The organism is Sorangium sp. So ce281 (assembly GCF_051527395.1).
In the GTDB taxonomy this organism is placed as follows: Bacteria; Myxococcota_A; Polyangia; order Polyangiales; family Polyangiaceae; genus Sorangium; species Sorangium cellulosum_B.
In genome coordinates this window covers 4576686-4591627 of sequence record NZ_CP150322.1, presented here as the reverse complement: position 1 = coordinate 4591627, position 14942 = coordinate 4576686, and the positions used below count along the sequence as shown (strand labels likewise).

Here is a 14942-nt window from a genome sequence, read left to right as displayed (position 1 = left end):
GCTCGGGCGCTCTCCGCGCCTTACCGCCGGTCGAACTGGTACCGCGCCCGCTCCGCGCCCTCGATCTCCACCACGATGCGCTTCGGGCCGAGCCGCACGACCGCGTGCGCCGCGGCGGGGCGGCCCGGCGCGTCGTCGTCGAGGTTCTCGATCAGGCTCTGGAGCGTCACGTACGGGATGCCGCGGATCACGTCGAGGTGGTTCCAGTGCAGGTGGCCGTTGAAGACGGCGAGCACGCCGTGCTCCTCGAAGATCTTCCGCATCGCGCGCCGCTCGCGCACGAGGCAGATGTGCGGGCTCCCCTCGAACCAGCGGTTGCCCCGGAGATCCTGATCGGCCGCGCTGTGGTGCATCAGCACGATCTTGGGCAGCGGGGACGCCGCGAGGTCCTCGCCGAGCCAGGCGAGCTGCTCTGGCCCGAGCGAGATGTCGTGATCCTTGCGCTCGCGCGTGTGAAGGACCGTGAAGTGGAAGCCGCCGCGGTCGAAGGCGTAGTGGAGCCGCGTCGCCTCGGGTCTGCCCCAGGCGGACAGCAGCTCGGCCTCGCTCAGGTGGATCACGTCGTGGTTGCCGGCGACGTGGAAGAGCTCGGCCTTCAGGCCGCCGAGCGCGGCCATGCAGGCGCCGTAGCGCTCCCGGTCCGCCTCGGGCCCCTCGTCCTCGATGTCGTCGCCCAGGTTCACGACGAGATCGGGCCGCGTGATCTCGTTCATCCGCCGCACGAAGGCGCGGGTCAGCTCGGGCGCCTCGCCCGTGAGCTTGCGCAGCTTGCCCCCGAACGACGCCTCCGGGCCGAAGTGCAGGTCCGAGACGAGGGCGACGACGAGCTCCATGCGCGCCTCGCCGCTCAGCCCGACTTGGCGCCGGGCTCCGGCGCCTTGGAGCCGCCCAGGCACGGGGGAGAGCGGAAGTCCGCGCCCCCCTGCCGCTCCCACTCGTCCGGCGTCATCGCGCGGATCGTCAGGGCGTGCAGCCCGGAGCGGAACTCCTCGCGCACCAGCTCGTTGACCCGGCGGTGGCGATCGAGCGGGCTCAGGCCCCGGAATGCCTCGCTCACCACGAGCACCTTGAAGTGGGTCTCCGAGCCCACCGGCACGCTGTGCATGCGGCTCTCGTTCTCCACCTCGATGTGCACGGGATCGAGCGCGCGAACGAGCTTGCCGTGGATCGTCTCCTGCTTCGTTCCTGTCGTCATGGCCGCGCGAAGCTTACCCTCCGCCGCGCCGCCGGTCACCCGTGGGGCGCGGCCCCTCGCCCGCAGAGGGATCGCCCGGCGCCCCCACCAGCGAATGAGCCGCCCGGCGCGCCCGGCCGGGCGTCACTTCGCCTGGGGATCGGCGCGCGGCAGACCTCGCTCATCGAACAGGAGCGCGATGTCGACGTGGAACTGCGCTCTTCGAGAGGACGGCGGTGCTTGATGGTGGTGGGAGCTCGGCGGCGCACGATGGGAGCTCGGCGGCGCGCGGTGGGAGCTCGGCGGCGACGCGGAATGACCGCCGTGCGCCTCGCCGTCCTGCGAGCCCATCGCGAGCACCCCCCGCTGCGAGGGTGCCGCGCCCGGCTGCAGGCCGATGCTCTCCTCCCACGGCTGCGCGTCGCGCTGCTCCCACGGCTGCGCGTCGCGCTGCGCGGCAGGCGACGGAGGCACCTGCCGCGGAAGCGCATGCGACGCCGGCGTGTCCCGACGTGGAACCACCCCGCCCTGCTGCCGCGAGCGCGGAACGGCCTGTTGCGACAGCGGCGCCGACGTCTCTCGCCGTGCAGACGTCGCGGCCGGCGCATCCCGACGCGCGTACGCCCCGGCTTGCTGCGAGCCGGCCACCGGCGTATCCCGCCGCGCGTATGCCTCGACCGGATGCGAGCCGGCCAGCGGCGTATCCCGCCGCACGTACGCTCCAGCCGCCGGCGATGCCTGCGCCGGCCTGGACGCGTCCCGGCGCGCAACCGCCGGGCCAGCGGCCGGCGGCGGCGGGAGCGGCGTCGGAGCGGGCAGCTCACGGCGCGCCCGCGACGAGGGCGGCCCCACCATGACCCCCAGGCGCTGCGGCACCGGCGCCTCGCGCGGGCGGTGCGCCGCCTCCCCCGGCGCCTCCGCGCGTGAGCGCTCCGGCCGCTGCGCAGCCACGGCAGCCGCCACGCGCTCGCGGTACGCGAGCTCCTGCGCGCCCGCGCTTCGCGGCTCCTGCGCGCCCGCGCTGCGCGGCCCCGAGCGCGGCAGCGGCGTCGCCTCGGGGTCGCGCCGGGACGCCGGGTCCGGCTTCATCACCCCGATGGTCAAGCGCTCCGACCGCGGCACCGACGCGCTCTCGTCCGCCGGCATCATCGAGTAGCGACCGGGCGTCTGCTGCCGCGAGCGCTGCTTGCGGCTCTCGCGCGCCGCCGTGGCCAGCAACGCCCCGAGCTCGTCTGCCACCATCGCCTCGTCGACCCGCACGAGCGTGCTGACCACGTCGCGCGCGATCTCCTCGAACGCCTCGGGAGCGAGCGCATAAGTCGACGACGTGACCACGATGACCACCGGCCGACGCTCCTCCGCGAGCGCGGCGGCCATCGATACCGGGCACGCCTTGACGATGATCCCCACATCCATCGCCGCCGTCTGGCAGCGCTGGAGCAACGCCTGATCGCCGCCGATGAGAAGGGCCGTCGGGATCTGGGCGCGAAGCGTGGCGTCAGAGATTCGCGGCATCGGTCCCAGGATCCTAACCCCGCTACTGCACGCAGAGGTCAGGAAAATCCTGTCATCGGACATTCCACGTCATGTCTGGACAACGGGCTCAGCCGATGTGGGGTACTGCGCGCCGCCGGATCACATCACGGATGCGTAGGTGACGTGGGCAGCTCGGTGAGATGGCAGGCGGCCCAGTGCCCAGGGCGACGCTCCTCCAGCGGAGGGGCCTCGGCGCTGCACCGGTCCATCGTATACGGACAGCGTGTGTGAAAATGGCACCCTGACGGCGGGTTCAGCGGACTCGGTACTTCGCCGACGAGGGGCAGCCGGCGGCGCGTGCGCTCGACGTCGGGATCCGGGATCGGGATCGCCGACAGCAAGGCCTGCGTGTACGGATGTTGCGGTGAACGGAAGAGCTCGTCCGGGCGAGCGCGCTCCACGATCCGGCCGAGGTACATCACCGCGATCTCGCTTGACAGGTGGCGTACCACGGCGAGGTCGTGCGCGACGAACACGTACGTGAGCGAGAGCTCGCGCTGGAGCGACGCGAGCAGGTTGACGATCTGGGCCTGGATGCTCACGTCGAGCGCGCTGACCGGCTCGTCCGCGATCACGAGCTTCGGCTTCAGGGCGAGCGCGCGGGCGATGCCGATCCTCTGCCGCTGGCCGCCGGAGAACTCGTGCGGATAGCGACGCATGTACGAGGGCGAGAGCCCCACGAGCTCCATGAGGCGCGCCACCTCGCGGAGCGCCTCGTCGCGCGACGAGACGAGGCCGTGGGTGGAGAGCGGCTCGGCGATGAGGTCGTGGACCGTCATGCGCGGGTTCAGGCTCGCGTACGGGTCCTGGAAGATCATCTGCATCTCGCGGCGCGCCTTCCGCAGCGCGCGCGGATCGAGCGTCAGGATCTCCTGGCCGTCGATCTTCACGCTCCCCGACGTGGGCGGGACGAGGCGGAGGATGCCCCGGCCCGTCGTCGACTTGCCGCAGCCGGACTCGCCGACGAGGCCGAGCGTCGCGCCGCGGCCGACGTCGAACGAGACGCCGTCGACCGCGCGCACCGTGCCGACCTGCCGCTGGAGCAGGCCGCGACGCACCGGGAAGTGGACCTTGAGATCGCGCACCGAGAGCAGCGGCGGGGGGGTTGCAGCGGTGGTCATGGCGCTCGTCCTGCGACGTCCTCGACGTGGCACCGCACGACGTGCAGCGCCTTCCTGTTGCCCTCGCCCGAGACGACGCGCGGCGGCGGCGCCTCCTCCCGGCACGCCGCGATCGCGTGCGCGCAGCGCGGGTGGAACGGGCAGCCCGGCGGCAGGCGCGCGAGCGAGGGCGGCATCCCGGGGATGGGCACCAGGTCCCCGCCGCGCGCGTCGTCGAGCCGCGGGATCGAGCGCGACAGGCCGATGGTGTACGGGTGCCGGGCGGCGTGGAAGATGGCGCCGACGGGGCCCTCCTCGACGATGCGCCCGGCGTACATGACCGCGACGCGATCGGCCATCTTCGCCACGACGCCGAGGTCGTGCGTGATGAGGAGGACGGCCGCGCCGAGCGCCTCCTTCCGCTCCCCGATCAGGTCCAGGATCTGCGCCTGGATCGTGACGTCGAGCGCCGTCGTCGGCTCGTCGGCGATCAGCAGATCGGGGTCGCACAGGAGCGCCATCGCGATCATCACGCGCTGCCGCATCCCGCCCGAGAGCTGGTGCGGGTGGTCGTCGATCCGCGACGCCGCCGCGGGGATCCCGACCGCCTGCAGCATCTCGACGCTGCGCCGGCGCGCCTCGGCGCGGCCCATGCCGCGGTGGAGCTCCAGCACCTCGATGAGCTGCTCGCTCACCCGGAGGTAAGGGTTCAGCGACGTCATCGGGTCCTGGAAGATCATCGCGATCCGGTCGCCGCGGACGCGCTCCATCCGCGCCTCGCTCACCTCCACGAGGTCCTCGACGACGCCGCCCTCGGACTCGAGCAGGATCTGGCCGCCGACGATCCTGCCCGGCGGGTCGGGGATGAGCCGCAGGAGGGAGAGGCTCGTCACGCTCTTGCCCGAGCCGGACTCGCCGACGATGCCGAGGACCTCGCCGCGATCGAGGCTGAAGGAGATGCCATCGACCGCGCGGACCACCCCCTCCTCGGTGAAGAAGTGGGTCTTCAGGTTCTTGACCTCGATCAGCATGGTTGCATGGTCCGTGCCGGCGCGCGTCCCGGAGATGGAGCGCGGCGCCCTTCAGTCCTTTCGGATGCGAGGATCCAGGGCGTCGCGGAGCCCGTCGCCGAGGAAGTTGAAGCAGATCAGCGTGAGCGCGAGCATCAGCGCCGGGAAGATGAGCTGCCAGGGGAAGAGGTCCATCGCGTCGGCGCCGGTGGACGCGAGCAGGCCCCAGCTCGACAGCGGCTCCTGCGTGCCGAGGCCGAGGAAGCTCAGGAACGCCTCGGTCATCATCACCTCGGGGATGGTGAGCGTCGTGTAGACGATGATCGGGCCGACCGCGTTCGGCACGAGGTGCCGGAAGATCAGCGCGGCGTGCCCGACGCCGATCGAGCGCGCCGACTCGATGAACGGCTGGCCGCGCAGCGCGATGACCTGGCCGCGGACGATGCGGGCCATGGTGAGCCAGGAGATGCCGCCGAGGGCCGCGAAGACGACGACGATCTGGAAGATGGGGAAGTAGCTCGGGTCCGACGGCTCCTTGACGAAGAGGCCGAGCGCGACCTTCCAGGCGCGGTAGAGGACCGTCTGGTCGTTCGCGAAGAAGACCATCAGCAGGATGACGAGGATGAGGAACGGGAACGTGTAGAGCACGTCCACGATGCGCATCATGATCGCGTCGACCTTGCCGCCGAAGTACCCGGCGATCCCGCCCCAGCTCACGCCGATGACGAAGCTCACGAGCGTCGCGACGATGCCGACGGCGAACGAGATGCGCCCGCCGAAGAAGACGCGGGCCATCAGGTCGCGGCCGAAGTAGTCGGTGCCCATCCAGTGGGCGAGCGACGGGGGCTGCGCGCCGAGCTTGAGATCCGCCTTGTCGTACCGGTAGCTCGACAGCTCGGGGACGAGGACGCAGGCGAGGATCATCGCGATGAGCACGACGCCGCAGGCGACCGCGGCGCGGTTCTTCCGGAGCCGCCGCCACGCGTCGCGGCCGAGGCTCGAGCCCTGCTCCAGCGCGTCGAGCCGCAGCGGGCCGGCCGGGCTCGGCGCCGCGCCGCCCGCGCCGCCAGGGGCGGCGGGCGGATCGCCGGGGGCGGCGGGCTGCGGGAGGGCGGCGTGGAGCATGGTCAGCGCAGCTCCACCCGCGGGTCGATGAAGGCGTACGCCACGTCGACGATCGCGTTGAAGACCATGAGCAGGAAGCCGTAGACGAGCATGACCCCCATCACGAGGTTGTAGTCGCGGTTCGTGGCCGCCTCGACGAAGTAACGGCCCATGCCGGGGATGTTGAAGATCTTCTCGACGACGAGGGAGCCGACGAGCAGGCCGCTGAAGCCGGGGCCGAGGAAGCTCACGACCGGGAGCAGCCCGCCCCGGAGCGCGTGCTTCAGGACGACCTTGCGCTCGGAGAGCCCCTTGGCGCGGGCGGTGCGGATGAAGTCCGAGCGGATCACCTCGAGCATCCCGCCGCGCGTAAGCCGGGCGATGTAGGCCGCGACCGGGAGCCCGGCGCAGATGACCGGCAGCACCATGTGCCGCCACGTCTCCCAGCGCGCCACCGGGAACCAGTAGAGCTTGAGCGAGAAGACGAGCATGAGCAGCGGGGCGAGCACGTACCGCGGCACGCTGAGGCCGACCATGGCGACCCCCATGGCCGCCGTGTCCTTCCAGGTGTTCTGGCGGATGGCGCCGATGATGCCGAGCGGGATGCCCGTCGCGAGGGCGAAGAGCATCGCCCAGCACCCGAGCTGCATCGACACGGGCAGGCTGAGCGCGATGATCTCGTTGACGGTGCGGTTCGGGTACTTGAACGTCGGGCCCAGGTCGCCTCGGGTGACGAGCGCAAGGAGCCAGTCGCCATACTGCTTCAGCACCGGATCGTTCAGGTGGTACTTGGCGTCGAGCTGCCGCTGGACCTCGACGGGCACGGCCCGCTCCTGGTCGAACGGGCCGCCCGGCACGATGCGCACCAGGACGAACACCAGGGTGGCGACGAGGAAGAGCGTGGGGATGATGGAGAGCAGCCGCTTGATGGCGTAGGAGCTCACGGCGCGCCGCCTCCCGGCCGTCGGGCCGCGCCGTTCGCCTCGTCATCCCGCCGCCTTCCGTGGATCCCGAGCGATGTCACGAGGTGCCTCCGTGCTGCCTTCCTTCAGCGCGGCGACCGCCGCGATCGCCGCGAGCGCGCGCCGCGACCTCCCGCATATCACGGAACCGCCGGTCGACCGCGGCGTTTCGCGCGGCACGTCGCGCCGCGCGAAACGCCGCGGCCGAGGCGGCCTGCGCGCTATGTCCCGCGTTCATCCGCGCCTGTTCGCGGCTACCCCTTGAGCTTGCCCTGATCGCGGAGCTTCACGAGCTCCGCGTAGCCGCCTTCGAGGACCCCGCCGACGAACACCATCGGGAACGTCGGAAAGCCGGCCCAGAGCTTGATTGCGAGCCGCTCCTTCCACCTGGAGAGGTAACTCCCGTACTCCAGGTAGGTATATTTCACGCTCTCTCCGTCGAGCAGCTGGCGCGCCTTCTTCACGAAGGGATTCTGGGCCATCCCGACGACGACCACCCGGTCGCGCCCCACCGCCGCCGCGACCTCGTCGACGATGGACCGATGAAATCCGGCGATCTGCGACTTCACCGTGTCCGAGAGTTTCTCGGGAGCAAGCGTGGGACGTTCGGCCATGGAATGAGCACCTCCGCGCCGGGAGCGTACCGGCCCGAAGACGACACGGGCAACGGCCGGATCGGCCGGCGACCGCTCGCGTACAGCGCACGGCCGCGCGCCTGAGAGAGAGCCAGAGAGACACGGAGCTCCCGCAGCGGGGCCGAACTCCCCAGCTCCTCCGCGCCTCGAATCGCGCCTCCGTGCGATGGTTCCGTCCGCTACGGGATGAGCAGCACCTTCCCCGTCGTCGCCCGCCCGGCGAGCGCGCGGTGCGCCTCCGCGGCCTCGGCGAGGGGGTACGTGGCGCCGATCGAGATCGTGAGCTCGCCGCGCGCGATCGCGCCGAGCACGTCGGCGGCGCGCTCGAGCAGCTCCTCGCGCGTCGCGGTGTAGTGGCCGAGGCTCGGCCGCGTGAGGTAGAGCGACCCCTTCTGGTTCAGGATCTGCGGGTCGAACGACGGCACCGGGCCGCTCGACTGGCCGAAGAGCACCATCGTGCCGCGCAGGCGGAGCGCGCCCAGGCCCTTCACGAACGTGTCGCTCCCGACGCCGTCGTAGACGACGTGGACGCCGGCGCCGCCCGTGAGCCGGCGCGCCTCGGCCTCGAAATCGGCCTTCGTGTACAGGATCACCTCGTCGGCGCCGGCGCCTCGCGCGAGGCGCGCCTTCTCCTCGGTCGAGACGGTGCCGATCACGCGCGCGCCGAGCCGCTTCGCCATCTGGCACAGGAGCAGGCCGACCCCGCCCGCGGCCGCGTGGATGAGGCACGTGTGGCCGGGGCCGAGCGGGAACGTGGAGCGCACGAGGTACTGCGCCGTGATGCCCTGGAGCATCGCGGCCGCGGCGCGCCTCGCGCCGACGCCCGCGGGCACGGGGACGAGCTTCGCGGCCGGGATCCGGACGTGCGTCGCGTACGAGCCGGGGCCGCCGGTCCACGCGACCTCGTCCCCTTCCCTCACCTCGGTGACGGACGGGCCCACCGCCTCGACGCGCCCCGCGCCCTCGAGGCCGAGCGGGATGGGCGGCTCGAGCTTGTACTGGCCGCTCCGCTGGTAGATGTCGATGAAGTTCACGCCGGCGGCCTCGACGCGGACCACGGCTTCCCCCGGGCCCGGCGCGGGCGTGGGGAGCTCCTCCAGCGTCATCACCTCGGGGCCGCCTGCGGCTTTCGGTCGGATCGCGAGCATGCCGCCCATGTTGTCGAGGCGCGCTGGGCCGTCAAGCCACCGGCGCGATCATCGACCCGCATCGAAGCCGACGCGCATCGAACCCATTGCTGTCCCGCGCACGCCGTGGATGATGCCTCCATGGCTCTCCATCCTTCCGAGTCGCTCTCCGCGAGCAACGCCTCTCCCGCGTCGCCCTCGTCCGCGCCCCCGCCTGTGACCGCCGCCTCGGCCGGCCTAGGCCGAGCAGACGCGACGGTCGCGCCGTTTCCCGCGGACTTCCTGTGGGGCACGGCCACCGCGGCCTACCAGATCGAAGGCGCCGCCAGCGAGGATGGGCGGACGCCCTCCGTGTGGGACGTCTTCTCGAAGACCCCCGGGAAGGTCTTCGAAGGGCACACCGGAGACGTCGCCTGCGACCACTACCACCGTTACAAGGAGGATGTCGGGCTGCTCGCCGAGCTCGGGGTCAAGAGCTACCGCTTCAGCGTCTCGTGGACGCGGGTCCTCCCGGACGGCACCGGCAAGGTCAACCCGAAGGGGCTCGACTTCTACGATCGCCTCGTCGACGAGCTCCTCCGCGCCGGCATCGTGCCCATGTGCACGCTCTTCCACTGGGACTTCCCCCAGGCGCTCCAGGATCGCGGCGGGTTCCTCCAGCGCGACGTCGCCGACTGGTTCGCGGACTACACGACCGTCGTCGCCCGGCGGCTCGGCGATCGCGTGCCCTGGTGGGTGACGCAGAACGAGCCACAGGCGTTCATCGGCAACGCGCTCCTCAACGGGGTCTTCGCCCCCGGGCTCAAGCTCCCCTACCGGGAGTACCTGACCGCCGCCCACAACCAGATGCGGGCGCACGGCAAGCAGGTGGACGCCCTGCGCGCCGCGGCCACGGCGGCGAAGATCGGCTACGTGCTCGCCACCCAGGTGCAGCGCCCGGCGACCGAGGATCCGGCGGACATCGAGGCGGCGCGCGAGGCGATCTTCTCGGTCTATGACAAGCACCCGTGGAACAACGCCTGGTGGATCTGTCCGGTGCTCGAGGGGCGGTATCCGGAGAGCGGCCTCCAGCTCTTCGGCGACGACATGCCCGAGTTCCCCGCCAGCGACTTCGACCAGATCAAGCGGCCGATCGACTACCTCGGGCTCAACATGTACTCGGCGGGCACGTGGCGGCAGGGCAAGGACGGCAGGCCGGAGCGCGTCGTCTCCCCGCCGGGCTACCCGCGCGGGACGCTCGACTGGCTGCAGATCGTCCCCAGCACGCTCTACTGGGGATCGAGGTACTTCTGGGAGCGGTACAAGCTGCCCATCGGGATCACCGAGCACGGCCTGGCGACGCGGGACCAGGTCTTCCTCGACGGCAAGGTCCACGACCCGAAGCGCATCGACGTCATGCACCGGTACCTGCTCGGCCTGGCGCGGGCGGTCCAGGAGGGCGTCCCGGTCGTCGGGTACTGGGCCTGGTCGCTCCTCGACAACTTCGAGTGGGCCGAGGGCTACAAGGATCGCTTCGGGCTGGTCTACGTCGATTACGCGACGCAGCGACGGATCCCGAAGGACTCGTTCTCCTGGTACCGAGAGGTCATCGCGACCGGCGGGCGCTCGCTCCTCGGGCCGACGGCCGTCGCGTGGGACAACGTGACCGGCTGATCTTGGTCAGCCGGGTTTGCGGCCGATCGCGATGTTCGCCGTCACCGGGACACGCACGGCCCCGCCTGGTTCGGCGAAGGGCTCGATGACGGCGCGCAGCGGGCCGCGTAGCCGAGCGTGCCCATCGCCGTCCAGCGCGACGTAGAGGGGCATGAAGCGCAGGATCTCGCCGAGATCCGCCATGAGCTGGTCCACCGAAGCGCCGCCCCATGCGCCGTCGACCGCGTGCACGGCGACCTCGCCGCACCCGGCCCCGAGCATCTCGGCCTTCAGGCCCTCCGGCGAGCACAGCACCGTCATGCCCTGGGGCGGCGGATGGATCGGCGCGTCCGGGAAGGTGCGGCGATAAGCCTCCACGAAGAGCGGCCCCGGGCCCGCCCCCTCCGGGCTCGACCAGGTCGCCACGATGATCCGGCCCCCGGGCCGGGTCGCGCGGACGAGCTCGGCCATGCCGCGGCGCCAGTCGGGAAACATCATGACGCCGAACACGGAGCAGCTCACGTCGAAGGTCGCGTCCTCGACCTCCAGCGCCTGCCCGTCCATCACCCGGGCCTCGCTCCCTGCGAAGGGCTGCAGTCGCTCGCGCAGGCGCGCCGCCATGCCGCGCGAGATATCTGTCGCGAGCACGCGCGCGCCCGCCTCGGCCGCGGCCAAGGTCAGGGCGCCCGTCCCTGCGGCGACGTCGAGCACGCGCTCGCCGTGCCCGATCCCGCCCGCGAGCGACAGCGCCGCGCGCGCGAAGCCCGACGTCAACGGCTCGGCCCAGCGCTCGTAGCTCGCCGCCAGGGCGGTCCAGCGCGCTTCGTCGCTGAAGTTGAGTGGTTCAACGCGGTTGGTCATCGGCCAATCCTCTCTTCATCGATCATGGGAGAGGAGCCTGTCACCGTCCCAGGAGCGCGTCACTGGCGGCGCTTTCGGTGGATCTGGCCTCTTTTTCGATCGCCGCACCTCTCCCGCGGCCAGGCCACGGCGAGGGCGGCGCGCTCCGCAGGATTGTCGCTGGCGCCCTTTCGTGCTCCCCTGGTGATCGCGGAGGAGCCCCGTGGCATCGGTCGCTCCCTCGCCGGCGCGACGCGCAGCTCGGGGTCCTTCCCCCACGCTCCGCCGACCGCCGGCCCGTCAACGCAGTCGTGTGGAGGCTCCCATGTCGATCGCCGGTCCCCTCTTAGGAATCGTGATCACCCTCGTCGTGCTGGGCGTCATGGCCGTGGTGTTCGTCACCGTCTTTCTGCCCATGATGAAGAACGCGAACAAGATGCTCGCGGGCGCGAACGAGATGATCCAGGCCCAGACGGCGGCGGCCAACCTCCGCATGACGGGCCTGCCCGCGCAGGCCCGCGTGCTCGTCGTCCAGCCCACCGGCACGATGATCAACTACCAGCCGCAGTGCCGTGTCGACCTCGAGGTGTATCGCCCGAACGCGCCGCCGTACCGCGCGGCCATCCTCGCGGTCATCCATCAGATGGCGATCCCGCGCGTGCAGCCGGGCCTGGTCGTGCCGGTCAAGATCGACGCCGCCAACCCCAACAACATCGCGCTCGACGTCTAGAGCGGCGGTCACCCGCTTCGGATACGGGCCCATCTCGACGTTTTCGGTGCTCAGCGCACAGGAGTGCGCTTCCGCGCCGAAAACGCCGATCTGGACCCGTCTCCTGTGCGGGTGACCGCCGCTCTGCGACGCTTGTACCTGGGGCGGGTGGGAGCGGTCGGATGCCGGGCTCAGGCCTGCGGGAGGGCGCGGCGCGAGCCCGGATGCCTCACAGGGGGATGTCGACGGGCACGAAGCAGGAAATGTTGGTCTCGATGCGGAAGTTCGACCCGTCGGTGTGCCGCTCCGCGTGGAAGATGTCCATCGCGTAGCTGTTGCCCGGGAAGATGCCGAGATCCTGGGCCTGGGCATCGAAGTCGATGACGCTCTCCGCGGGCCCGTGCATGCTGCCGAGGTCGAGCGCGAGCTTGCCGTTGATGAAGATCCAGATGTCGTCGTCGCCCCGGAAGGTGAACTTCTGACCGGCGACGTAGCCGAACATCAGGTGGATCTCGGTGGTGAAGAGGAAGTTCTGTCTCTTGCCGTTGTTGGGCGGGGTGATCCCGAACCCCTCCTCCGGCGCCAGCGGGAAGAAATCCGCGCTGTCGAACACGTATTGCCCCGATCCGGGCGGCGACTCCTGGAGCGCGAGCTCCTTGGGGAACGTCATGTTCACGCCCGGCACGTCCCGGTACCACTGGTTGAAGCTTTCCTCGCTCGTGATGGTCTTCTGGCTGCCGACCCCGTCCCTGCAGCCGAGCGGGGCCGGCAGCTGCGCGAAGCAGCCTACCGAGTCGAGGAACACCGGCTTCCGATCGCCGTCGAGCGTCGGCTCGATGAGCTGGCGACGGGGTTCGTCGCCCCTGAAGCTGGCCATCTCGAAGTCGGGGTGCGTCTCCTTGAAGTCGCGATAGGTGACGTCGAGGACGCTCTTGCAATCGCCGCCGCCGCCGCCTCCGCCGCCGGCAGTCACGTTGCCCCCCGTGATGGTCCCGAAGTCGTCGCCGGTCGAGCTGCTAACGCCGCTCGTCGGCGTCCCGCTGCTGCTCGCGGGCGTCCCGCTGCTGCCGCCGGATCCGGAGGTGGGGCCGCTGCTCTCGTCGGGCGCCGAAGAGCACGCCAGGGCCATGGCTGCGAACGTCAGAAGAAAGAAAGAACGAGGGTACATGGTGCACTCCTAGGGAGCAGTAGCACAACCATATTTCGCGGCTTTTGTCAACCACGTCTCATGGCGATCGCGTGGTGAAGCGTTGCGGCAAGCTCGGGGAACATGCCTTGTTCGATGGAACGGGCGGTGGCCATGGCTCTCCCCCGCGCCTCCCGCGTCTCCCGCGCTTTTCGTGCTTCCCGCGCCTCCCGCGCTTGCCTTCCCCGGTCCCGGTTTCGCGTTGCGCACCTGTCGAATCCGGCCACCTCCCCGGGGGGCTCAGGCTCAGACGAGGCGGTGTCCCCCGTCGACGCGCAGCACCTCGCCGGTGGTGAACCCGTTTCCCATGAGGAAGAGCGCGGCGTGGGCGATGTCCGCGGGCGCGCCGACGCGCCCGACCGGGAGGCGGCGCGCGTGCTGCTCGAAGCGCTCCTGCTTGGCGCCGCCCGCGAGGGAGTCCCAGACCGGCGTGTCGACCCAGCCCGGCGACAGCGCGTTCACGCGCACCGGCGCGAGCTCCACGGCCAGGGCGCGCACGAGCGCCATGAGCGCGCCGTTCACCGCGGCCACGACCGCCCCGCCGGGCCCCGGCCGCTCGGCCGCGATCCCGGCCGTGAACGTGAGCGAGCCGCCCGGCTCGATCCGCGCGTGCTTGGCGACGTGGAGGGCCGCGACGAGCTTCGAGTCGATCACGCGGCGCGCCGCGGCGATGTCCAGCGCGCGAATCGGCTGGTAATGCCCCTCCACCGCCGTCACCACCACATGGCGCGCCGGCGGATGCTCGTTGAACAGACTCCGCACCTCGGCCTCCTGCGTCGCGTCGGCCGCGAAGGTGCGCACCCGGCGCGGCTCCCCGAGCTCGGCCGAGGCGCGCGCGAGGCGCTCGCGCGAGCGGCTCACGACGGTCAGAGACGCGCCGCGCTCGAGGCAGGCCCTGGCCACGCCGAGGCCGATGCCCGACGAGCCACCGATGACGACCACATGCTGATCTTCAAGGTGCATGAGCGAGGCGTAGCGCGCGCGCCTCTAGCAAACCATGGGATGCTGTGGCATGATCCATCCCATGAGCGGGACGATCTCCCTCGAGGACGTGCGGCTCTTCGCGGCCGTCGCTCACCACCTGAGCTTCGTGGAGGCGGCGCGGCGCACGGGGGTGCCCACGAGCACCGTGAGCCGCCGGGTGGCGCAGCTGGAGGAGGCGCTGGGGGTGCGGCTGCTCCAGCGCACCTCACGCCGGGTCGGCCTCACCGGCGAGGGCGCGCGGCTGATCGAGCGCGCCGGGCCGCTGCTCGACGAGCTCGGCTCGGTGCTCGACAGGGCCGCAGATAGGGAGGACGAGCCCGCGGGCAGGCTCCGGGTGACGGCGCCCGTGATGACGGGCGCGCAGCGGATCGCGCCAGCGCTGTTCTCCTTCGCCGCCCGGCACCCGCGCCTGTCGCTGGAGCTCACGCTCACGAACGCGGTCGTCCCCCTGGTCGAGGAGGGCATCGACCTCGCCTTCCGCGCGGGGCCCGTTCAGGACGCCGACCTCGTGGCGCGGCGGATGTGGTCGCTCCCGTACGCGCTGGCCGCGTCGCCGCGCCTCGTGAAGGACGCGCTCGAGGGCCGCTCGCGGCTCGCGCGCGCGTCGCTCGGGTCGGTGCCCGCGGTCCTGAGCCACCCGGGCGCTGCGTGGCGCCTTCGCCGGCGGGACGGCTCCGTCGAGCAGGTCCGGCCGCGCGCGCAGTTCTGCGTGAACGACCCGCGGGTGGCGATCGCCGCCGCGGCGCAGGGGCTCGGCGTGGTCTGCGCGCCCCGCGAGGTGATCGAGCAGCAGGGCAAGGCGCTCGTCGAGCTCACGATCACGGGGCGCACGGTCGAGCCCCGCGAGCTCTTCGCGGTGTACCCGTCGCGGAAGCTGCTCTCCACGCGGGTGCGGCTGGCGATCGACTGGGTGATGAAGCACCGCTGACCGCCACGGCGCGCG

General features: G+C 71.5%; 15 protein-coding genes. 3 read left to right on the top strand and 12 right to left on the bottom strand.

Annotated features, from left to right (window positions below; translation table 11 throughout):
* Nucleotides 1-20: 20 nt before the first annotated feature.
* The 9 genes from WMF27_RS17345 to WMF27_RS17305 all read right to left on the bottom strand — a co-directional run bounded on the left by WMF27_RS17345 (nt 21) and on the right by WMF27_RS17305 (nt 8669).
* Entirely contained in the window at nt 21-833 is an 813-nt protein-coding gene (locus WMF27_RS17345; protein ID WP_437767767.1) for a metallophosphoesterase family protein, read from the bottom strand.
* Nucleotides 834-847: 14 nt separating this feature from the next.
* Nucleotides 848-1195, bottom strand: a complete 348-nt coding sequence (locus WMF27_RS17340; RefSeq protein WP_437767768.1) for a BolA family protein — start codon at nt 1193-1195, stop codon at nt 848-850.
* A gap of 123 nt (nt 1196-1318) precedes the next feature.
* Entirely contained in the window at nt 1319-2689 is a 1371-nt protein-coding gene (locus tag WMF27_RS17335; RefSeq protein WP_437767769.1) for a hypothetical protein, read from the bottom strand.
* 125 nt (nt 2690-2814) lie between these two features.
* Nucleotides 2815-3831 carry an ABC transporter ATP-binding protein gene (locus WMF27_RS17330; RefSeq protein ID WP_437767770.1) on the bottom strand — a complete coding sequence of 339 codons (1017 nt, stop codon included), beginning with the start codon at nt 3829-3831 and terminating at the stop codon, nt 2815-2817.
* Nucleotides 3828-4841: an ABC transporter ATP-binding protein gene (locus WMF27_RS17325; RefSeq protein ID WP_437767771.1), complete on the bottom strand. Its 1014-nt coding sequence runs from the start codon at nt 4839-4841 to the stop codon at nt 3828-3830. The genes WMF27_RS17330 and WMF27_RS17325 overlap by 4 nt, the downstream gene beginning before the upstream one ends.
* Before the next feature lie 51 nt (nt 4842-4892).
* The gene (locus WMF27_RS17320) at nt 4893-5945 is read right to left on the bottom strand and encodes an ABC transporter permease (RefSeq protein ID WP_437767772.1); all 1053 of its coding nucleotides are present in this window, start codon (nt 5943-5945) and stop codon (nt 4893-4895) included.
* Nucleotides 5946-5947: 2 nt separating this feature from the next.
* A complete protein-coding gene (locus tag WMF27_RS17315) occupies nt 5948-6868 on the bottom strand; it encodes an ABC transporter permease (RefSeq protein WP_437767773.1) in 921 nt (306 codons plus the stop codon).
* Nucleotides 6869-7140: 272 nt separating this feature from the next.
* On the bottom strand, nt 7141-7500 hold the full coding sequence (locus tag WMF27_RS17310; protein ID WP_437767774.1) for a glutaredoxin: 360 nt from the start codon (nt 7498-7500) through the stop codon (nt 7141-7143).
* A gap of 200 nt (nt 7501-7700) precedes the next feature.
* Nucleotides 7701-8669 (bottom strand): quinone oxidoreductase family protein, encoded by a 969-nt coding sequence (locus WMF27_RS17305; protein WP_437944300.1) that lies wholly within the window; start codon nt 8667-8669, stop codon nt 7701-7703.
* Between the two features lie 120 nt (nt 8670-8789).
* On the opposite strand from WMF27_RS17305, the gene WMF27_RS17300 reads away from it, so the two are divergent.
* Complete coding sequence (locus WMF27_RS17300; protein ID WP_437944299.1) at nt 8790-10301, top strand: GH1 family beta-glucosidase; 1512 nt, start codon at nt 8790-8792, stop codon at nt 10299-10301.
* Nucleotides 10302-10307: 6 nt separating this feature from the next.
* Here WMF27_RS17300 and WMF27_RS17295 read toward each other — a convergent pair whose 3' ends face one another.
* Nucleotides 10308-11141 (bottom strand): class I SAM-dependent methyltransferase, encoded by an 834-nt coding sequence (locus tag WMF27_RS17295; RefSeq protein ID WP_437944298.1) that lies wholly within the window; start codon nt 11139-11141, stop codon nt 10308-10310.
* Nucleotides 11142-11445: 304 nt separating this feature from the next.
* On the opposite strand from WMF27_RS17295, the gene WMF27_RS17290 reads away from it, so the two are divergent.
* A complete protein-coding gene (locus WMF27_RS17290; RefSeq protein ID WP_437553661.1) occupies nt 11446-11850 on the top strand; it encodes a hypothetical protein in 405 nt (134 codons plus the stop codon).
* A gap of 208 nt (nt 11851-12058) precedes the next feature.
* Here WMF27_RS17290 and WMF27_RS17285 read toward each other — a convergent pair whose 3' ends face one another.
* Both WMF27_RS17285 and WMF27_RS17280 read right to left on the bottom strand, forming a co-directional pair.
* Nucleotides 12059-12997, bottom strand: coding sequence for a fibro-slime domain-containing protein (locus WMF27_RS17285; RefSeq protein ID WP_437767778.1), 939 nt, complete (start codon nt 12995-12997; stop codon nt 12059-12061).
* A 264-nt stretch (nt 12998-13261) separates the two neighbouring features.
* On the bottom strand, nt 13262-13978 hold the full coding sequence (locus tag WMF27_RS17280; protein ID WP_437767779.1) for an SDR family oxidoreductase: 717 nt from the start codon (nt 13976-13978) through the stop codon (nt 13262-13264).
* A gap of 49 nt (nt 13979-14027) precedes the next feature.
* Between WMF27_RS17280 and WMF27_RS17275 the strand changes: the two genes are divergently transcribed.
* A complete protein-coding gene (locus tag WMF27_RS17275; protein ID WP_437767780.1) occupies nt 14028-14927 on the top strand; it encodes a LysR family transcriptional regulator in 900 nt (299 codons plus the stop codon).
* Nucleotides 14928-14942 lie beyond the last annotated feature (15 nt).